Origin of the sequence: Novosphingobium sp. TCA1 (assembly GCF_009811895.1) — a bacterium.
GTDB lineage: Bacteria > Pseudomonadota > Alphaproteobacteria > Sphingomonadales > Sphingomonadaceae > Novosphingobium > Novosphingobium panipatense_A.
Window position 1 is genome coordinate 1 of record NZ_BLJH01000050.1, and the last position, 18,761, is coordinate 18,761.

At 66.2% G+C, this 18,761-nt stretch carries 23 protein-coding genes; 9 read left to right on the plus strand and 14 right to left on the minus strand.

Annotated elements, in window-relative coordinates:
* The 4 genes from NTCA1_RS28860 to NTCA1_RS26235 form a co-directional block, all read right to left on the minus strand.
* Window positions 1-121 (minus strand): FAD-dependent oxidoreductase (locus tag NTCA1_RS28860; RefSeq protein WP_159832299.1); only part of this gene is annotated, 121 nt, incomplete at its 3' end.
* A 140-nt stretch (window positions 122-261) separates the two neighbouring features.
* On the minus strand, window positions 262-1,257 hold the full coding sequence (locus NTCA1_RS26225) for an LLM class flavin-dependent oxidoreductase (protein WP_159832300.1): 996 nt from the start codon (window positions 1,255-1,257) through the stop codon (window positions 262-264).
* Window positions 1,254-2,111: a tetratricopeptide repeat protein gene (locus tag NTCA1_RS26230; RefSeq protein WP_086493304.1), complete on the minus strand. Its 858-nt coding sequence runs from the start codon at window positions 2,109-2,111 to the stop codon at window positions 1,254-1,256. The genes NTCA1_RS26225 and NTCA1_RS26230 overlap by 4 nt, the downstream gene beginning before the upstream one ends.
* Window positions 2,112-2,129: 18 nt before the next feature.
* Entirely contained in the window at window positions 2,130-2,888 is a 759-nt protein-coding gene (locus NTCA1_RS26235; protein ID WP_159832301.1) for an alpha/beta fold hydrolase, read from the minus strand.
* A 290-nt stretch (window positions 2,889-3,178) separates the two neighbouring features.
* Between NTCA1_RS26235 and NTCA1_RS26240 the strand changes: the two genes are divergently transcribed.
* Window positions 3,179-4,510 (plus strand): glycosyltransferase family 39 protein, encoded by a 1,332-nt coding sequence (locus tag NTCA1_RS26240; RefSeq protein ID WP_159832302.1) that lies wholly within the window; start codon window positions 3,179-3,181, stop codon window positions 4,508-4,510.
* A 137-nt stretch (window positions 4,511-4,647) separates the two neighbouring features.
* On the opposite strand, the gene NTCA1_RS29020 is transcribed toward NTCA1_RS26240, so the two are convergent.
* From NTCA1_RS29020 to NTCA1_RS26250, 3 genes are read right to left on the minus strand one after another with little or no spacing between them, the layout of a single operon-like run.
* Window positions 4,648-4,782, minus strand: coding sequence for a hypothetical protein (locus NTCA1_RS29020; protein WP_255490625.1), 135 nt, complete (start codon window positions 4,780-4,782; stop codon window positions 4,648-4,650).
* Between the two features lie 36 nt (window positions 4,783-4,818).
* On the minus strand, window positions 4,819-5,010 hold the full coding sequence (locus tag NTCA1_RS26245; protein ID WP_159832303.1) for a helix-turn-helix transcriptional regulator: 192 nt from the start codon (window positions 5,008-5,010) through the stop codon (window positions 4,819-4,821).
* Window positions 5,007-5,423 carry a hypothetical protein gene (locus tag NTCA1_RS26250; protein ID WP_159832304.1) on the minus strand — a complete coding sequence of 139 codons (417 nt, stop codon included), beginning with the start codon at window positions 5,421-5,423 and terminating at the stop codon, window positions 5,007-5,009. Before NTCA1_RS26250 ends, NTCA1_RS26245 begins: the two co-directional genes overlap by 4 nt.
* Before the next feature lie 392 nt (window positions 5,424-5,815).
* Between NTCA1_RS26250 and thrS the strand changes: the two genes are divergently transcribed.
* The 4 genes from thrS to NTCA1_RS26270 all read left to right on the plus strand — a co-directional run bounded on the left by thrS (window position 5,816) and on the right by NTCA1_RS26270 (window position 9,705).
* On the plus strand, window positions 5,816-7,813 hold the full coding sequence (gene thrS / locus NTCA1_RS26255) for a threonine--tRNA ligase (RefSeq protein WP_086493299.1): 1,998 nt from the start codon (window positions 5,816-5,818) through the stop codon (window positions 7,811-7,813).
* Window positions 7,814-7,826: 13 nt separating this feature from the next.
* A complete protein-coding gene (locus NTCA1_RS26260) occupies window positions 7,827-8,270 on the plus strand; it encodes an acetyltransferase (RefSeq protein ID WP_159832305.1) in 444 nt (147 codons plus the stop codon).
* Window positions 8,267-8,941 carry a spermidine synthase gene (locus NTCA1_RS26265; protein WP_086493297.1) on the plus strand — a complete coding sequence of 225 codons (675 nt, stop codon included), beginning with the start codon at window positions 8,267-8,269 and terminating at the stop codon, window positions 8,939-8,941. Before NTCA1_RS26260 ends, NTCA1_RS26265 begins: the two co-directional genes overlap by 4 nt.
* Before the next feature lie 95 nt (window positions 8,942-9,036).
* Window positions 9,037-9,705, plus strand: coding sequence for a hypothetical protein (locus NTCA1_RS26270; RefSeq protein WP_159832306.1), 669 nt, complete (start codon window positions 9,037-9,039; stop codon window positions 9,703-9,705).
* Between the two features lie 12 nt (window positions 9,706-9,717).
* Here the strand turns inward: NTCA1_RS26270 and NTCA1_RS26275 are convergent, their stop codons facing one another.
* The 6 genes from NTCA1_RS26275 to NTCA1_RS26295 all read right to left on the minus strand — a co-directional run bounded on the left by NTCA1_RS26275 (window position 9,718) and on the right by NTCA1_RS26295 (window position 12,868).
* Window positions 9,718-9,939, minus strand: a complete 222-nt coding sequence (locus NTCA1_RS26275) for a hypothetical protein (RefSeq protein WP_159832307.1) — start codon at window positions 9,937-9,939, stop codon at window positions 9,718-9,720.
* A gap of 29 nt (window positions 9,940-9,968) precedes the next feature.
* Window positions 9,969-10,310, minus strand: a complete 342-nt coding sequence (locus NTCA1_RS26280; protein ID WP_159832308.1) for a hypothetical protein — start codon at window positions 10,308-10,310, stop codon at window positions 9,969-9,971.
* Between the two features lie 72 nt (window positions 10,311-10,382).
* On the minus strand, window positions 10,383-11,270 hold the full coding sequence (locus NTCA1_RS26285; RefSeq protein ID WP_086493294.1) for a bestrophin family protein: 888 nt from the start codon (window positions 11,268-11,270) through the stop codon (window positions 10,383-10,385).
* Entirely contained in the window at window positions 11,267-11,473 is a 207-nt protein-coding gene (locus tag NTCA1_RS26290) for a hypothetical protein (protein WP_133084985.1), read from the minus strand. The genes NTCA1_RS26285 and NTCA1_RS26290 overlap by 4 nt, the downstream gene beginning before the upstream one ends.
* A 211-nt stretch (window positions 11,474-11,684) precedes the next feature.
* Window positions 11,685-11,810, minus strand: coding sequence for a hypothetical protein (locus NTCA1_RS29025; protein WP_255490628.1), 126 nt, complete (start codon window positions 11,808-11,810; stop codon window positions 11,685-11,687).
* A gap of 74 nt (window positions 11,811-11,884) precedes the next feature.
* On the minus strand, window positions 11,885-12,868 hold the full coding sequence (locus NTCA1_RS26295) for an agmatine deiminase family protein (protein ID WP_159832309.1): 984 nt from the start codon (window positions 12,866-12,868) through the stop codon (window positions 11,885-11,887).
* Window positions 12,869-13,013: 145 nt separating this feature from the next.
* Here NTCA1_RS26295 and glnE point away from each other — a divergent pair, with 145 nt between their 5' ends.
* The 4 genes from glnE (at window position 13,014) to NTCA1_RS26315 (ending at window position 17,863) form a co-directional block, all read left to right on the plus strand.
* On the plus strand, window positions 13,014-15,737 hold the full coding sequence (gene glnE / locus NTCA1_RS26300; protein WP_159832313.1) for a bifunctional [glutamate--ammonia ligase]-adenylyl-L-tyrosine phosphorylase/[glutamate--ammonia-ligase] adenylyltransferase: 2,724 nt from the start codon (window positions 13,014-13,016) through the stop codon (window positions 15,735-15,737).
* Complete coding sequence (locus NTCA1_RS26305) at window positions 15,734-16,207, plus strand: peroxiredoxin (RefSeq protein ID WP_159832310.1); 474 nt, start codon at window positions 15,734-15,736, stop codon at window positions 16,205-16,207. The genes glnE and NTCA1_RS26305 overlap by 4 nt, the downstream gene beginning before the upstream one ends.
* On the plus strand, window positions 16,207-16,998 hold the full coding sequence (locus NTCA1_RS26310; protein WP_159832311.1) for a ferritin-like domain-containing protein: 792 nt from the start codon (window positions 16,207-16,209) through the stop codon (window positions 16,996-16,998). Before NTCA1_RS26305 ends, NTCA1_RS26310 begins: the two co-directional genes overlap by 1 nt.
* 151 nt (window positions 16,999-17,149) lie before the next feature.
* Window positions 17,150-17,863: a M23 family metallopeptidase gene (locus tag NTCA1_RS26315; RefSeq protein ID WP_201282607.1), complete on the plus strand. Its 714-nt coding sequence runs from the start codon at window positions 17,150-17,152 to the stop codon at window positions 17,861-17,863.
* Between the two features lie 131 nt (window positions 17,864-17,994).
* On the opposite strand, the gene NTCA1_RS26320 is transcribed toward NTCA1_RS26315, so the two are convergent.
* Window positions 17,995-18,528: an AAA family ATPase gene (locus tag NTCA1_RS26320; protein ID WP_201282608.1), complete on the minus strand. Its 534-nt coding sequence runs from the start codon at window positions 18,526-18,528 to the stop codon at window positions 17,995-17,997.
* Window positions 18,529-18,761 lie beyond the last annotated feature (233 nt).

The following is an 18,761-nucleotide window of genomic DNA, read 5'->3' on the forward strand; positions in this document are numbered from 1 at the left end:
GATATTCCGGCTCGCGGCCGATCACGGTGATGGTCCCCTCGAAACCGTTCTGGCGAAGGGCCAGCGCGCACTGCGCTCCCCCGTGTCCGGCTCCCACGATAACGACGTCTGCCTTGCTCATGGCGGGAGAGGTCGAGCAATTTTGTCCTGCGGTCAATGCCTCGACATGAAATTGAATTGCTCTTGCGAACGATATCGTGGCTCTGGCTTACGTGGCCGGGTCGATTTGAAAGAATGCGGCACCGGCCCCCCGGCAGATTTTCAGATCGACTCCATCGATTCGAAAGCTTCCATCGTCAGTTCCAGCGAACGGATTTGCGCATCGGCGTCGAAGATCGCGCCGGAGACGATCAGTTCGTCCGCCTGGGTCCGTGCGACGAAGGCCTCGATCTCGTCCCGCACCCGCGCAGGCGTGCCGACCGCGCTGACCGAGCGGACTTGCTCCAGCATGGCTTTGGCGGCACCGGGCAGGTTTTCCCGGTAGTCGCGGATCGGCGGCGGCAGCCGGCCGGGCGATCCGGTGCGCAGCGCCACGAAGCTCTGGTCGGTCGACGAGGCGAGATAGCGCGCCTGCTCGTCCGTTTCCGCCGCGACGACATTGATGCCTGCCATGAAGTGCGGCTTTTCGAGGACTTTGCCGGGCTCGAAGCGCTCGCGGTAAATCCGCGCCGCCTCGTCCAGCATGGCGGGCGCGAAATGCGAGGCGAAGGCATAGGGCAGGCCGAGCATGGCGGCGAGCTGCGCGCCGAACAGGCTGGAGCCGAGAATCCACATCTGCACGTCGGCGCCGTCCGCCTGGGGCGAGGAAACGCCGCCTACCGCTTGTCCGGCAAACCGCGCCTGAAGTTCGACGACGTCCTGCGGAAACCGCTCCGAAGCGCCGACGATATCCTTGCGCAGCGCATTGGCGAGGCGGCCGTCCGCGCCCGCCGCCCGGCCGAGGCCCAGATCGACGCGGCCGGGAAAGAGAGCGGCCAGCGTGCCGAACTGCTCGGCAATCACGTAAGGCGTGTGATTCGGCAGCATGATGCCGCCCGCACCGATGCGGATGGAGGAAGTCGCCGCGCCGATATGGCCGAGCACGACCGAAGTGGCGCCGCCCGCGATCCCGTCCATCCCGTGGTGTTCCGCCACCCAGTAGCGCGCATAGCCCGCCTTCTCGGCGGCCTGCGCGGTGCGGGCGGAAATGGCGAGCGCTTCGGCGACGGTGCCGCCTTCGCGCACGGAAACGAGGTCGAGGACGGAAAGCGGGATCATGGCTTCGGTGCTCCTTCGGGCCCGAGCTGGGCCAGGTATTCCTTGGCGGTCGCGGCGGAAGGCGTATCCGCCCCCATCGCCAGGACCGCGTTCCAGCTGCGGCGGGCCGCTTCGTCCCGCCCGCCCAGCACGGCGATGACGCCGGCCTCGAGACCGACTTCGGGATCCTGCGGGGCCAGCTGCGCGGCCTTTTCGATCTGGGTCTGCGCTTCGATCAGCTTCTTTTCCCGGCGCGAGAGCGTGGCCGAGAGCAGCCAGGCCTGGGCGTTGTCGGGATCGGCGGTGCGGGCATCGGCCAGCGCGGTGGCGGCCTCTCCGTTCTGCCCCAGCGACACCAGCGCGCGAGCGCGGTCGAGCGAGATCGAGGCGCCGAGCGAGCCGTCGTTGACCGCCTTGGCATCGGCGGCAGCAGGCGCCAGCAGGCCCAGCGCTTCCCCGGCCTTGCCGTCGGCCAGGGCGGCATTGCCCGCCATGGCGCCCAGCCGCGCGCGGCTGAGGCGGTCGGTCGGATCGGCGGCATCGCGGGCCTGGACGAAGACCGTGCGGGCCTCCGCCCAGCGGTCGAGATCGGCAAGCGCCACGCCCAGGCAAAGCCCGGCGCGCACCCGTTCCCGGCCCTGCGCGCTGTCGAGCGCCTTGCGGGCGACTTCGGCGGAGCGCTCGGGATCGGACTCGACCGCCAGCAGGCAGCCGCTCTCCGCGCGGAGCGGCAAGGGGCCGGTGAACGGCGCCGAATCATTGCGACGCTTGCGGGCCTCGTCTTCCTTCTTCTCGACGATCTCGCGCGGGAGCGCCGAGGCATAGGGACTGAAAGGCGAGGCCTGCATCAGCATCAGCGGAAGGAGGATGGGCATGGAGGGGTCCTTGGCTTGTCAGGCCGCCGGATCGCGGGCGAGGACCATTTCGGCAACCGAGCGGAGCAGAAGGTGGATATCGGACTCGCGCGAGAGGCGGTGGTCTCCGTCCTTGATCAGCGTGACCTGCACGTCGGCTGAACGCAGGCGCTCGGCCAGCCTGACCGAAATGTCCCAGGGCACGTCCTCGTCGCGCTGGCCGTGGAGCAGGCGCACCGGGCCGTCGAAGGCGATCGGCTTTTCCAGCAGGAGGTTGGCCTGGCCATCCGCCCAGAAGCCGGGATAGGTGGGCGTGGGTTCGGGGCCGTAGGGATTTTCTTCCCAGATCGCCTCGCCGTCCGCGAGGACGTTCTTGTCCATCTGCGCGATGCCCCATTCGGTGAAGTCCGGTGCAGCGGCCACGCCGACCATGCCCTTCACTTTGCCGCTGTCGGCCAGAGCCTGCGCCACCATCAGCATCAGCCAGCCGCCCATCGACGAACCGACCAGCACGACCTGCTCCAGGCCCGCCGCGGCGATTACGGCAAGCACCTCGTCACGCCAGCGGGTCAGGGTGCCGTCGGCGAATTCGCCCGAACTCTCGCCGCAGCCGGAATAGTCGAGCAGCAGGCAGGGACGGCCGTTCGCCTGGGCCATCTCGAAGATCGCCGTGGCCTTGCTCCCGGCCATGTCCGACATGTAGCCGGGCAGGAATACGATCGTGGGTCCGGTACCGGGGGTAAAACGGTGGGCGATGCGGCGCCCGTCGGGCAGCTCCAGATAACGCGTCTCGGTCATGGCGGCCCATCTGGGGTCCGCGGCCGACCTGCACAAGACCTTCTAGCACAAGACCTTGATGACGGCGGGATCACGGTTGCGGTGGAGAGTAGCTGCGGACTAAGAGTCTGTTTCGAAAAATGCCTGAAAGGCATTTTGGTGGCGGCACCGGCCCACGCCCCCACCCGACCTCCCATCAGGATACACTTGTGGGAGGTCGGGTGGGGGCGCCTAAATCCAACTGGGGCCGGTGCCGCCAAAATCCGCCTGCGGCGGATTTTCAAGCAGATCCCAAAGGAAATCTCTTCCGAATGTCCGCGCAGATCCTGGACTTTCCCATCCGCCCGAGCCGACTGGCCCTGCGCCTCGAATGGTTCGCCACCGAGCGGTCCGTGCTGCTGGCGATCTGGGCGCTCTATTTCGCGCTGCGCGTGGGGGTGCTGCTGATCGACGTAACGCCGACGTCCGACGCCGCCTCCTATTTCGCGCGGGCGGCAGGGCTGGCTTCCGGGGAAGGCTATCAGGACAAGGGCCTCGCCACCGCGTTCTGGCCGCCGGGCCTGCCGCTGGCGCTTTCGGTCATGTTCCACCAGTTCGGCATCTCGCAAGTCTCGCTCGGCCTGTTCAACCTCGCCGCCGCAATGCTGACCGGCCTGCTGACCCTTGTGATTGGCCGCCATATCTTCGGCAACGAAGCGGCGGCGCGCGGCGGGTTGCTGCTGCTGGCGGTCTATCCCAACGCCATCGGCTATGTCCCGCTGGCGCTGACCGAGGTGTTCTATACCACGCTGCTGCTGGCGGGTTGCTGGGCGGTGATGGCGCGGACCAACCGCTTGCAGCTGGTCGGCGCGGGGCTGATCTTCGGATTCGCCACCCTGGTGAAGGCGCAGAGCCTGGTGGCGGTGCCGCTGATCTTCGCGGTCGACTGGCTGCGCATGCGCGGCATGTGGCAGCGCCTGCCGGGACTGCTGGTCGAAGGACTGATCGTGGTTGCGGTGGCGGCGCTGGTGGTGGCGCCCTGGACGATCCGCAACCATGCTCAGCTTGGGCACTGGGTCGCGGTCTCCACCAATGGCGGCTACACCCTGCTGACCGGCAACCACGATACCGCGACCGGCGATTTCACGCCGAATGCGCCGGTGGTGCAGCGCTTCATGGCGCGGACCGACCTCGACGAAGTCTCCAGCGACATCGAAGCCGCGCGCATGGGGCTGACCTGGATCGAGGAGAACCCCGGCAAGTTCCTGGGCCTCCTGCCGAAGAAGCTGATGCGGCTCTGGCTGCCCGACGGCGAGGCGGAATGGGCCTATCAGGGCGGCGCGCCCAGCTATCCGCGCTTCGAGGCGCTCTACCGGGCGGTGCGCTATGCCAACCAGGGCTATTACGCGCTGCTCATGCTGGGTTTTGCCGCCGCTTTTGCCGTCATGACCCTGCGACGCCGGCACGAGCGGATCCGCTGGGCCGGATGGTGGCTCCTGCCTTACGGCGTGGCGCTCTACCCGACGTTGATCTGCCTGCTGTTCTCGGGCCAGTCCCGCTTCCACTATCCGGTCATGCCTTTCGTGTGCATGACGGTGGGCTGGCTGGTGGCAACGGCGGTGGAGCGGCTGGCCTGGACCCGGCGCAAACCGGCGGTCCATTAGGAAATCCGATGAGTCTTTGTTGAGTGCGCCTTCGACATCCGTCGAAGGCTTGCGGCACCGGCCCACGCCCCCACCCGACCTCCCACTAGTGTATCCTGATGGGAGGCCGGGTGGGGGCGTGGGCCGGTGCCGCAGTTTTACAAGAGCGCCGGTCCGATAACCCGCACGATCACGGTGCCGGTCGCCGCCTCTGCGGTTTCGACCTTGCGATGGCCGGAAGCCCGCGCATCGAGCAGGGCAAGGGTGACGGCCAGCGCAAGCGCCAAGGCCATCCATGCCCCGATCCTGCCAATCCGCCCCGACATCGCTCACCCTTTCAGGAAAATTTCCTCGATCCTCATAGCAAAGACTTCGGCGATGCGAAATGCCAAGGGCAACGAGGGATCGTACTTGCCCGTCTCGATGGCGTTCACGCTCTGGCGGCTGACCTCCAGCCGTTCGGCAAGGTCCTGCTGACTCCAGCCCCGTTCGGCGCGCAGTTCCTTCAACTGGTTTCTCATGCGCAGCGCGCTGCACCGAAGCGGAGACGGTTGAACGCCGCACCTACGGCCAGCCCCAGGCACCACAGCGGGAACACGAAGAACACCGGCAGCTTCGGCATGGCGGGCGTGAACAGTTCCAGTATTCCCCAGATGCTGGTCAAAGCCAGGGTCGTTCCCGTGGCGACCAGAAACTTGCGCACTTCCAGCATGCGCAGATATTCATCGTCCAGTTCCACGAGCAGCCGCGCCATGGCCCATAGCCACCCCACGACGGCAAGGCCGGGAAGCACGGCAATCGCAATTATGCCCGGACTGGCGGGTGCCCCATCGGGAATCACCGCCGTCGCCAGCGCGACCGATGCGCCATAAGCGATAGTGAGCGGCACGAAGCGCCGGATGTAGCGGCGAAACGCCAGGTTGTATGCGGCCATGACCGAACTCCTGAAGACAATGAAACGCAGGCGTCAGCGGCCTGTTGTGTAAAGCAAACTTGTCATTCCGAAATCACAAAGTCAAGCATCCTTTACATCACAATCACGGGATGACTTTCGCTGCCGCCGTCGCTACATGGGCAAGCGATGACGCCGCTGCACACCACTACGACCACGACTACCACCCGGCATTTCCGGGGACGGTTGGTCGCGGCCTGAACAGGCAGCCACCGTCGCCCGGATTTCGGGCGAGCGGCGTCTCTCTCCCGAAATAGAGCCATTCACCTGACGCCGCACCTTCACCCGGAGGCGCGCCTGTGCCATGGCGCCCCAAAGCTTTTCCGCCCACATGCTCTGGTATGGCATGGGGCAAACGAAAGATGAGTTCGTCCATGTCCGAAATGTTCAAGATCAGCCTGCCCGACGGTTCGGTTCGCGAAATGCCCGAAGGCTCCACCCCGGCCGATGTCGCCGCCGCCATCGGGCCCGGCCTTGCCAAGGCCGCGCTCGCCGCGAAGATCGACGGCGAACTGGTGGACCTCGACCGCCCCTTCACCGGCGATGCCGATCTCGCCCTCGTCACCAGCCGCGACGAAGCCGAAGCGCTGGATCTGGCGCGGCACGACTATGCCCACGTCCTGGCCGAAGCGGTGCAGGCGCTGTTCCCCGGCACGCAGATCACCTTCGGCCCTTCGACGGACGACGGCTTCTATTACGACTTCGCCCCGAACCCGGAGCGCGGGCCATTCACCAACGACGATCTCCCGGCCATCGAGGCCGAAATGCGCAAGATCATCGAGGCCAACAAGCCGCTGCGCCGCGAAGTCTGGAGCCGCGAGCAGCTGATCAGCCGCTGGAAGCAGCAGGGTGAGAACTTCAAGGCCGAATGGGCCGCCGAACTTCCGGGCGACGAACCGCTGACCGTCTACTGGTCGGGCGAGGACTGGCTGGACATGTGCCGCGGGCCGCACCTGCCCTCGACCGGCAAGCTGGACCCGGCGGCCTTCAAGCTGACCCGCGTTTCGGGCGCCTACTGGCGCGGCGACCAGAAGAACGCGATGCTCTCGCGTATCTACGGCACCGGCTGGCTGAACAAGAAGCAGCTTGCCGCCCACCTGACGCGCCTTGAAGAGGCCGCCAAGCGCGACCACCGCAAGCTCGGCAACGAGATGGACCTGTTCCACCTCCAGGCCGAAGCGCACGGTTCGGTGTTCTGGCACCCCAAGGGCTACGTGATCTATCGCGCGCTTGAAGACTACATGCGCCGCGCGATCAGCCAGGCCGACTGCAAGGAAGTGAAGACGCCGCAGGTCATGGACGCGCGGCAGTGGGAAGCCTCGGGCCACTGGGGCAAGTACCGCGAGAACATGTTCGTCATCCCCGACGAAGTGCCCAACACCGAGGACGACGGCCCGATCATCTCGGACGACGCCCAGTGGATGGCGCTGAAGCCGATGAACTGCCCGGCGCACGTGCTGATCTTCAAGCAGGGCATCAAGTCCTACCGCGACCTGCCGCTGCGCATCGTCGAGAACGGCTGCTGCCACCGCAACGAGCCGCACGGCGCGCTCCACGGCCTGATGCGCGTGCGCCAGTTCACGCAGGACGACGGCCACATCTTCTGCCGCGAAGACCAGATCGTGGGCGAAGTGCAGGCCTTCTGCGAGATGGCGGACAAGGTCTACAAGGACTTCGGCTTCACTTACGCGATCAAGCTGGCCCTGCGCCCCGACAACCGCATCGGCACCGACGAGCAGTGGGACAAGGCCGAGGCCGAACTGCGCGACGCCGTGGTGCGGGCGGGTCTCGCCACCGAAGAATACGGCTGGGAGGAACTCCCCGGCGAAGGCGCGTTCTATGCGCCCAAGCTGGAATGGCACCTCACCGACGCGATCGGCCGCACCTGGCAGGTCGGCACGATCCAGTCCGACCGCATGCTACCCGAGCGCCTCGACGCCCACTACATCGGCGAGGACGGCGAAAAGCACCGCCCGGTCATGCTGCACCGCGCGATCTTCGGTTCCTATGAACGCTTCATCGGCATCCTGATCGAGCACTTCGCCGGCAAGCTGCCGGTCTGGCTCGCCCCGGTCCAGGCCGTGGTGACCACGATCGTCTCGGACGCCGACGGCTATGCGCAGGACGTGGCGCAGAAGCTCAAGGCGGCAGGCGTGCGCGTCGAAACCGACGTGCGCAACGAGAAGATCAACTACAAGGTGCGCGAACACTCGCTGAAGAAGGTTCCGCATCTGGTGGTGGTCGGCAAGCGCGAAGCCGAGGAAGGCACCGTCGCCCTGCGCACGCTGGGCGCAGAGCACCAGAAGGTCATGACCCTCGACGAAGCCATCGCCCTGCTCAAGGCCGAAGCCACCGCGCCGGACCTCCGCTGATGGTCCGGCTCCGGTGATCAGACCCGGATCTCCCGAAGATGCCCCGCGCGCCCTTGCCATCTGGCGCGCGGCGGTGGAGGCCACCCACGGCTTCCTGTCGGCGGAGCACAAGGTCGAGATCGCCGGGCAGGTCGCGGCGATGCTCCCGGCGGTCCCCTTGTGGATCGCCGAGGATGCAGACGGCACGGCGCAAGGCTTCATGGTCTTCGCGGGCGGATCGATAGAGGCGCTGTTCGTCGACCCGGCGGTCCACGGACGGGGCTTCGGCTCCGCGCTCGTCGCCCATGCGCTGGCGCTGGAGCCGCAGGCCCGCGTCGATGCCAACGAGCAGGCCGATAACGCCCTGCCCTTTTACGAATCGCGCGGTTTCCTGCGCACCGGCCGATCCGAACGCGACGCCGACGGCCGCGCCTATCCCATCATTCACTTGCGTCATCCCGGAAAGACATCAGCATGATCAAGCGCGAGCTTATCGACACCGCGTGGATCCCTGACGGGGAAAAGCTCGAACTCTACAGGCACGATCGGGATTTCATGATCGTGCTCGGCCACAACGAGTTGATGTCCACGCGCAAGTGGGGCAGCGAGGAAGCCCTCGCGACCATGGCGTACGAGCGCATCAAGGGCATCACCAAGCGCCCCCACTTCCTGATCGGCGGCTACGGCATGGGCTTCACCTTGCGCGCCGCGCTGCGCACGCTGCCCGAGGATTCGAAGCTCACCGTCGTCGAACTGGTGCCCGAGATCATCGAATGGGCGCGCGGGCCGATGGCCGAAGTGGCGCAGGGCTGCCTCGACAATCCCCGCGTCAACTTGGTCATGGGCGATGTCGGCCATGTGATCGACGGATCGCGCGCCGCCTATGATGCCATTCTGCTCGACGTCGACAACGGCCCGGACGGCCTCGTACGCGAGGACAACAACCAGATCTACTCGAAGACCGGCCTGCGCGCCGCGCGCAATGCGCTGACGCCCGACGGCGTGCTGGCGATCTGGTCCGCCGGCCCCGACCCCGCCTTCACCCGCCGCCTGGAGCGCGCCGGGTTCAAGGTGGACGAAGTGAAAGTCTCTTCGCGCAGCAACGGCAAGGGCCCCAAGCACGTGATCTGGTTCGCCACGCCGGAGTGATTCGAAGGAGTAATCGAACTCCGACAGTGTCAAACGGGGCGGGCATGACGCCGCGCGGCTTAATCGTAGCGGGCGGCATCGGACTCTTGCTCGCATTGGCTGCACGGTCGTTCGTCCCGGACTTGCTAAAGGCCGCCCCCAAAGGTTGCGCGCGTTTTACGGCAAGCTCCGGGCCGCTCGTAGCCCATGCCGGCGGCGGTACGCCGGACGCGGTCTATCGCAACGACCGGGTAGCGCTGGACCTGGCAGACCGGCATGGCTTCAAGGTCATCGAACTCGATTTCATGGAAAAGGGCGGTCGGCTGGCTCTCGGGCACGGCAATGCCCAGGCCAGCCCGCTCACCCTTGAGGAATTGCTGGACTGGCTCGATCGCCATCCCGGCATCTCGATCGTCACCGACATCAAGAGCGATAACCTGAACGGCCTGAAGTTGCTGAAGGCCGCTGCCGGGCGCCGTATCGACCGCTTCATTCCCCAGATATACAGCACGGCCGAATTCGCGCCCGTCGTCGCTCTGGGCTATCCCGCCCCGATCCTCACGATCTACCGGCTGCAACCGGGCAAGGACGAATGGATCCCTGCCGCGAATGCCCTGCCCCTGCGTGCCGTCACCATGCCGGTAAAGCAGCGCGCACTGGCTGGACGGATCGAGCATCCCGTCTATCTGCACACCGTCAATCAGCCGATGCCCGGCTACGGGCTTTACACCGACTGCCTGATCCCCGCAGATCCCGGTTCTACCGATACACCGGAGGCCCGTTAGCGGGAGTATCGCCTATCGGCCCGGCAGGCTGCGATTCTCTCGTGCCTGAATCCGCCGTGCCTTCGCCCGTCCCGCAGCCGCTACCAGAACGCTGGTGCTCAGCAGGATACTCGAGACCAGAACGCCCACCGCCACCAGTCCCGGCGGGCTGAAATCGGTGCGGGCATCGAGTTCCACCCATTTGCCGAGCTTCACGCTGGCGCGGGTGGTCTGGCGATCCTTGGAAAGACGCATCTCGGCTCCTTCTTGCTATTGCAGAAGGATTAGCCGTCTTGCGTCAGCCGATCCAGCCAGGCCTGGGCCTGCTTCGGCTCGCCCACCGCATGGGACGACACCGGGCCGCGCGCGGCGAGGAATTCGGCGTGGAGGGCAAAAGGTTCCATATCGAGCTGGTCGCGCAAGTCGTCGATCTCTTCGGCCAGATCGGCAAGGCCGTCCACCATGGGCGCGGCCTTGGCGCGGGCCTGCTTGTCCTTGTTGTGGCCGAACAGGCCCCATTGCCCCGCCGCCGTCACCCGCAGCGCCTCGACCAGCGCGGTGCGATATTCGATTTCGAGTTCGGCGCGGCGCGTGTCCATGCGCTCAAGACGGTCTGCTTTGGCCATGGACCGCTCCTGAAGCGTCCACGGCCCACCGTCAACTTACCAGAGGGCGTCAACTTACCAGAGAGCGTCAACTCACCAGAGAATGCCGTGCTTGTCCGGCACGATCGGCGGCGGTGCTTCCTCGCCGATGGACTGGAGGAGATCGATCTCGATCGTGCGGCACATGGCATTGAGCGGCAGGTCGTGGACGGTATTGGCGAAAGGATCGACCAGATCGTCGCCGATCGCCAGCACGGCCAGGAACATTACGCCCGCCAGGGTGGAACCCAGCGGCGTCGCCACGCCCAGCGTCTCCACCAGGCCGATCGGCAGCAGGATGCAGAACATGTGCGTGAAAACGGTGGGGAAGAAGCGGTACTGATAGGGCAACGGCGTGTTCTTCAGCCGCTCCATGCCGCCCTGCGAATTGGCGATGTCCACCAGCACAGCTTCCATCTGCGCCTGCTGGATGGTGTCGATCCAGCCATTGCGGCGCGCCTCATCGATGCGGCGGCCGGTATCATCGAGGATGCCGTTGGCCACATTGACGCGCTCCAGCGATTCGTCGGCGCCTCCGCGCGACAGCATGCGCAGCACTTCCTCATCCGGCTTGATCCGGCGAAGCTGGCAGCGCAGCGCATTGACGTAGGCGATCTGCCGCAGCACCACCCGCCGCTTCAGCTCGGTCGCTTCGGGATCGGGCATGAAGTTGCGCGCGGCACGCGCGATGTTGCGACTGGCATTGATCATCAGCCCCCACAGCCCACGCCCTTCCCACCATCGCTGGTAGGCCGAATTGCTTCTGAACCCCAGGAACAGCGCCAGGGCAGAGCCGAACAGCGTCACCGGCAATTCCGGCGCGTGGAACGGCAGCATGAAGTACGTCACCGTGACGATGACGTCCCATACGAACAGCAGGGTAATCGGCTTCCAGATCTCTCGCAGGATCTGGACGGGTTGCAGCGAAGGCGTAACGATCATCGCTTGATGGAATCTCCGTGCGCCGCGGTTGCGGCATTGGAGAGCGCGACCGAGGTTCCCGAAACCGGCCTCAGGGTGAACCAGTCAGCCCTGTCTACCGCCACCAGGAAGCCCAGCACGCCCAGGCCGAACAGCAATAGCAGAAAATTGCCGACAAGCGATTGGCGAAGGCGAGCCCGCTCGGCGTCAGTTACATGGCGCATGGAGAATCTCCTTTTCCAGTCACGCGAACCGATAAACTGGGGAAGGATGATTTCGTTTGCATCGATAGTTTGTGACATTCTTTTGCTGCGATGCAGCAGTCACGATGTGCGGTGCAGCGGAAACGACGAGGCGTAAACCGCCCCGCGAACATATTTTGAAATGAAAAGGAAATTGGACGGACCAGGGGCGGCGGTAATCGCGCGCCCGCGATCAGAACGGCAGGATATCCTTTGCCAGGATCAGCGCGAGTGCGCAGCCGCACACAAGCACGGCGCGCAGGACGTCATCCTGCCGAAGATTACGGGCGCCATGCGCAAGAGCGACGATACGAGCCATGCCTGCGACATTGCACGCAGACCCCTTGCGAATCCGTTAAAACCCCTGCCTCCTGCGGAGACCTCCTGCCGAGATCAACGCGCGGGCATCTGCTGGCTGGAGCAGTGGAACGAGCCTCCGCCCGCCAGCACCGCATCGGCCATGACGCCCACGACATCGCGATCGGGGAACAGTGCGGCGATCGTCGCCACGCCTTCTTCGTCGTGCGCGGTGCCGTAGATCGGCACGACCACCAGCTTCGAGGTGATCGCGAAGTTCATGTAGCTGGCCGGTTCGATGCGGCCGTCCTCGCTCTCCACCCGGCCCGGCGAGGGCACTTCGCGCACCGTCACGCCCGCCGCTTCGGCGCGCGCCTTGGCATCGGCATAGATCGCCGCATTGGGATCGTTCGGCCCGGTTCCGCGCGGCAGGGCCAGCACGTTCGGCGCCACGAAGCGGGCGAGGTTATCGACGTGACCGTCGGTATGGTCGTTGATCAGGCCGTCGCCCAGCCACAGCACGCGGTCGTAGCCGAGATCGCGCTTCAGGCGCATTTCCAGATCGCCGCGCGTCAGGTGCGGGTTGCGATTCGGGTTGAGCAGGACCTGCTCGGTCGTCGCCACCAGACCGGTGCCGTCTCCGTCGATCGCACCGCCTTCGAGAATCCAGTCGGCCGTCTCGACCTCCAGCCCGGCATCGCGCGCCAGTTCGGCGCCGATTTCCTGGTCGCCGTCCATCAGGTACTTGCCGCCCCAGCCATTGAAGCCGAAGCGCATCGCCCTGAGCGCACCAGTGCCGTCGGACACCACCAGCGGCCCGGTATCGCGCAGCCAGACGTCGCCGTAGCGGCGGACTTCCAGCTTTACCTTCGAAGATACCAGCGCAGCCGCCCGCGCCCGGTTGGCCTCGTCCCGCACGACAAGGCGCACTTCCTGCCCCGATTCGGCCACGGCGGAAGCGAACTGTGCCATCTGCACTTGCGCGGCTTCCAGAAAGCCCGGCCACTCCACGGGATCGTGCGGAAAACCGATCCAGATCCAGTCCTGCGGATGCCATTCGGGGGGAAGGGCGAACGTCACGGGCAACCTCCTTGAGCCGCAGCACAAGGCTTGTCGCCGCGGGAACGGCCGAGCCGATAGAAGACTCCGGCCGATGCCGCAACAATCCCTGACGCCTACCCCGCAGATGCTTGCTCTCCGGCAATGGGGCAGGCAGGAAGCCGGAATGGATGCCGAACCGAAAGCCGACTGGACCGGCGCGATCGCCCGCGCCCGCGCCCACGCCCCTTATCTTTCCAGCGCGCTCGACCGGCTTCCCGCCCTCACCGAACGGCTCGCCGCCGGAGACGGCGCGGCGGCGCTGGACTGGGCCCGCGCGGCGGGCGAAGGCGCACCCGGCGTCGGCGCGGCGCTGCGGCGCGAAAAGCAGGCGCTCGCCCTGGCCCTCGCGATCGGCGACCTGGCCGGGGCTTTCCCGCTGCTCAAGGTGACGGGCGAACTCTCCGCCCTGGCCGACCGCGCGCTCGATGCCGCCATCACCGAAGGCATCCGGCGCCGTGTACCGGACGCGCAGCCGGCGGGCTTCCTCGCCCTCGCACTCGGCAAGCACGGCGCGGGCGAACTCAACTACAGTTCGGATATTGACCCGATCCTGCTGTTCGATCCGCTGCTGCTGCCCCGCCGCGAGCGCGACGAGCCCGGCGAAGCCGCCCAGCGCGTTGCCCGTGCCGTGGTGGAAGTCCTCGCGGGGGTGACCGACGAGGGCTACGTCTTCCGCACCGACCTGCGGCTGCGACCGGCGTCCGAAGTCAGCCCGCTGGCCATCTCGATCAACGGCGCGCTGACGCATTACGAATCCTCCGCGCTCGCCTGGGAACGCGCCGCCTTCATCCGCGCCCGCGCCTGCGCCGGAGACGTGGCCGCGGGCGAGGCCTTTCTCGCCGCGATTCGCTCTTTCGTCTGGCGCAAGAGCCTGGACTTCGGCGCCATTGCCGAGATCGGCCGCCTTACCGCGCAGATCCGCGCCAATACGCGCGGCAGCGTGACCGTCGGCCCCGGCTTCGACCTCAAGAAAGGCCGCGGCGGTATTCGCGAAGTGGAATTCTACGCCCAGACCCACCAGCTGATCCACGGCGGCCGCAACCCCGCCTTGCGCCTGCGCGGCACCCGCGCCACGCTCGATGCCCTGGCCGAGGCCGGACTGGTCCCACCCGAAGACGCCCGCCTGCTGGGCGACAGCTACGACCGGCTGCGCACCGTCGAGCACCGCCTGCAGATGATGCAGGACCAGCAGACGCATTCGTTGCCGGTCCGGGAAGACCTGCTGGACGAAGTGGCCCGGCTCGACGGGCTGCCGGACGGCCAGGCCCTCGTGGACGAACTCACGCAGATCACCGAGGCCGTGGGCGAGCGCTACGACGCCCTGGTCATGGCCAACCTGCCCACCGGCACGACGGTTTCCGTGCCCGCCCCGGCGCAGGAAGACCTTCGCGACGAGCTCATGCGCATGGGCTTTGCCGACCCCGATGCCACGGTCGCGCGGATCGAAGGCTGGCTCTCCGGCCGGATGCGCGCGCTGCGTTCCGACGCTGCCCGGCTCGCCTTCGAGGCGATCCGCCCCGGCCTGCTCGCCGCCCTTGCCGCCGCGCCCGAACCGGAACGGGCCATGGCCCGCTGGGAGCAACTGCTCAACAACCTGCCGACCGCGATCAACCTGTTCCGCCTGCTGGAGGCGCGCCCGGCCCTGATCGAACGGCTCGCCCGCATCCTCAGCCTGGCCCCGCCGCTGGCCGATGCCCTGGCCCGCCGCGCCGACCTGCTGGACCCGCTGATCGACGCCAGCGCCTTCGACCTGCCGGGCAGCCTGCCCGAGCTGATCGCGGAATTCTCCCGCTTCGAACCGGGCGACGATTACGAGCGCAAACTCAATACCGTGCGGCGCAAGGTCGGCGACCGCCGCTTCGCGCTGGGCGTGCAACTGATCGAAGGGGTGAACGATCCGCTCGATATCGGCCATGCCCTGGGCCGGATCGCCGAAGCCGCGCTGGTCGTGCTCACCGACGCGGCCGTGGCGGAATTCCGCGAGGTTCACGGCATGGTGCCGGAGAGCGAACTGGTGGTGCTGGGCCTTGGCCGCATGGGCGGCGGCGTGCTCACCCATGCCTCCGACCTCGACCTGATCTACCTCTTCACCGGCGATTTCGCGGGCGAATCGGATGGACGGCGCCCGCTCGGCGCCACGCTCTACTACAACCGCCTGTCCCAGCGGGTCACCGCCGCGCTCTCGGTCCAGACCGCCGAAGGCGCGCTCTACGAAGTGGATACCCGCCTGCGCCCGTCCGGCGAACAGGGACCACCCGCCGCCAGCCTCGAAAGCTTCGCGCGCTACCAGCAGGAGCAGGCCTGGACCTGGGAACACATGGCGCTGTGCCGCGCACGACCGCTCTACGGCTCCGGCGAAGCGAGAACGCGGCTCGGCACGATCATCCACGACGTGCTCACCGGCCAGCGCGATCCGGTCAAACTGCGGAACGACGTGCTCGAAATGCGCGCCCGCATGGCGCAGCACAAACCCGCCAAGGGTCCGCTCGACGTCAAGCTCATGCGCGGCGGCCTCGTGGACCTCGAATTCCTCGTCCACTTCACCCAGTTGCAAAGCGGCCGGGGCCTCGATGCCGATCTTGGCGAGGCCCTGCGCCTGCTGATCGATGAGGGCAGGCTCCCCGCCCAGCTTGCCGAAGCCCACGACGTGCTGACCCGCCTGCTCGTCGCCGCCCGGCTGCTCGCACCCGATTCGCTGAGGCCTGTGGACGCCGCCTGCATGGCGCTCGTGCGCGCATGCGGTTATGGCCACTGGCAAGACCTCGAAACCGGCCTTGCCCAGGCCCGCGCACGAGTTGCCGCGGCATGGGCCCAGGCCTTCGACGAAACCCTGGAGACCACCCGATGACCACCCGTCCCGCCGCCGGCGATACCTTCCCCGACATCGCCCTCGAAACGCCAGAAGGAGGTAGTGTGAAGGCCTCCGACTTTGCAGGGCGCAAGCTGGTGGTGTTCTTCTATCCCAAGGACAACACCCCCGGCTGCACCACCGAAAACATAGATTTCTCGGCGCTGAAGGACCAGTTCGAGGCGGCCGGGACCGCGCTCCTGGGGGTCAGCAAGGATACGGCGAAGAAGCACCAGAACTTCATCGCCAAGCACGATCTCAAGGCCCCGCTCGCCACCGATGCCGAGGAGAACGGCCTCTCCGACGCGCTCGGCATCTGGACCGAAAAGCAGAACTACGGCCGCACCTACATGGGCATGGTCCGCACGACGTACCTGATCGGCCCGGACGGAAAAATCGCCCATGTCTGGGACAAGGTGAAGGTCAAGAATCACGCGGCCGAAGTGCTGGAGGCCGCAAAGGCGCTCTGATGACCCGTTCCGTTGCCGCAGCGATTCGCGAAGCGCTGCTCGAATGCGATCCGCGCGCCAAAGTGATGGCGACGCGCAAGGTGGCGCGTGACTGGCGTCTCGGCCGCCTTTCCTTCGATTTCGACGTGGACATGCCGGACGTCCCCGGGCGCCCGGATGCGCCCGAACTGCTCCCGCCAAGCCGCATGCCGAAGCGCGGCAAGGGCGGCTCGGAACGCGGCAGGATCGCGCTCTGGCATGCCCTCGCGCATATCGAATTCGTCGCCATCGATCTCGCGCTCGACATGGCGGGCCGGTTCGGAGGCGAGATGAACAAGGCCTTCGTCAGCGACTTCCTGTCGGTCGCCGCCGACGAAGCCCTGCATTTCGCCGTGATCGAGCGCCACTTGCGCGGCCTCGGCAGTCACTACGGCGCCTTGCCCGCGCACGAAGGACTATGGGAAGCGGCGCACAAGACGCGACAAGACGTTGGCGCCCGCCTCGCCGTGGTGCCGATGGTGCTCGAAGCACGCGGGCTGGATGTTACCCCGGCCACACTCGACCGGGTCAGGGCCAGCGGCGACGGTCGCGGCGCGCGCATCCTCCAGCGAATCCTTGACGACGAAATCCGGCACGTTCGTTTCGGCGCAACGCATTTCGCCGCAGTCGCCAAACGGTTGAACGAGGACCATGACTCGCTCTGGAAAACCCTGGTTTCCCGCCACTTTGGCGGGGCCGTTAAGCCGCCGTTCAACGACTCGGCGCGCCTCGCTGCCGGTTTATCGCGGGATCTTTATGCCGATCTTGCCTGATCGCAATCGTTCGGCATAACTCCCAATCAGAGACGGCGGGGGGTTCCGACCATCTCCAGAACTAGGGTTTGCGCGGTGCGCCTTCGTGCGCGCCGTAATAAATACAGGCGTCGTGGCCTAACGGCTCGCGGCGGATAACAAGGTATTGCGAGTGGTCGTAACGAATTTCTTCGCCAAGTTCCGCGCAGTGACCGGTGCCGTCGCCGTCGCAGGATCTCTTGTCGCCGCTCACCCGGCGATGGCCAACAGCAGCGCCGCCGCTGCCGACATTTCCGCCCCGCTTCGCTCGGCACAGTCCGCGAACCAGTCGGTCGGCGGAGAAGACGAACAGTTCCGCAATCTCTTCAGCTCCTGGCAGAACTTCGAGGAAACCGGCCTCGCTTCCGCCAAGGCCAAGCCCTCCATTCCCGGTGCAGCCAAGCTCGGCGCGGTCTCGATCCCTTCGCGTACACCGCTTGAAGGTCTCAAGCTGACCAGCAGCTTCGGCATGCGCAACCACCCCATTCTCGGCGGCCGCCGCGCCCACAAGGGCATCGACCTCGGCGCCCCGATCGGCACCCCGATCTATGCCACGGCTGACGGCGTCGTCAGCAAGGCTTCGTGGTTCGGCGGTTACGGTCTCTACGTCTCGCTCGAGCACGGCGGCGACCTCGAAACCCGCTACGGCCACATGTCGCGCCTCAACGTTGCCGAAGGCCAGATGGTCCACAAGGGCGACGTGATCGGTTTCGTCGGCACCACCGGCAACTCGACCGGCCCGCACCTGCACTATGAAGTCCGCGTGGACGGTGAAGCCGTCAACCCGATCCCCTACATGCAGGGCGATCGCATGGCCGCGGCAGACAACGACGCCACCGGCGGCTGATAGAGTTCCAGATCGGTCAGGCGCTGCACCAAGACAGCCCGGCCACAACGGTTTGGAGAGGAGGGAAGAGGCGGCCGAAAGGCCGCCTTTTCTTATGGGCGCCTTGCTTTAGCCAGCGCCCGGGATAAGCGTCACGATATACGCGACAGCACGAACTGCGCGCGCTCCTCGATCATAGCCAGAGGCAGCGAAACGAGCTTGTACTCCAGATCGGAATATACCTCGACCATCGCCTGGTACGTGTCCTCGGCTTCCCTCAGCGATTGCTTGCGCTCTGCATCCTGTGCGAAAATGGCAGGCCATGGAGGCGCGATGAAGACCTGCTCCGCATAACGGTAGTTCTCCGCTGCCTGCCATATCGAAGCGGGTACCGGGATCCCGCATAAGCGCAAATATCCGATAACATCGGGAATGCCCCGATCGAAAACGACAGGCCCCGAGAGCGAGGCCGCCTTGCGGTACGAGTCCATGTCCCGCGCCAGCATCCTGGCCGCAAAAGCCTCGCGATCGGCCCAAGGCAAGGCGCTGCCCGCTATGCCTACCTGCTCCTGGATAATCGCCCTGCCTGCCTCCAGCATATGGTGAAGGCCCTCTCGGGCGAGCGCGGCGATGAGGCTGGTTTTCCCGGCCCCCGGACCTCCGGTGATGACATGAAGATGTTTCATGACGGCCTCGCGTGAGTGCGCCGCGACAGCCATCGGCAGAACGGGGCGTTGAGCCTATGGCATCATAGGCAGCATAGCGTCTCGACCTCGTGGGCCATGCCTTCACGAGAAGACCGACACACGAGCGCGTGGCGCTGTATGGATCTGGGTAATGCTTGGAGAGGATTGGTGTTGGTTGCGGGGGTAGGATTTGAACCTACGACCTTCAGGTTATGAGCCTGACGAGCTACCGG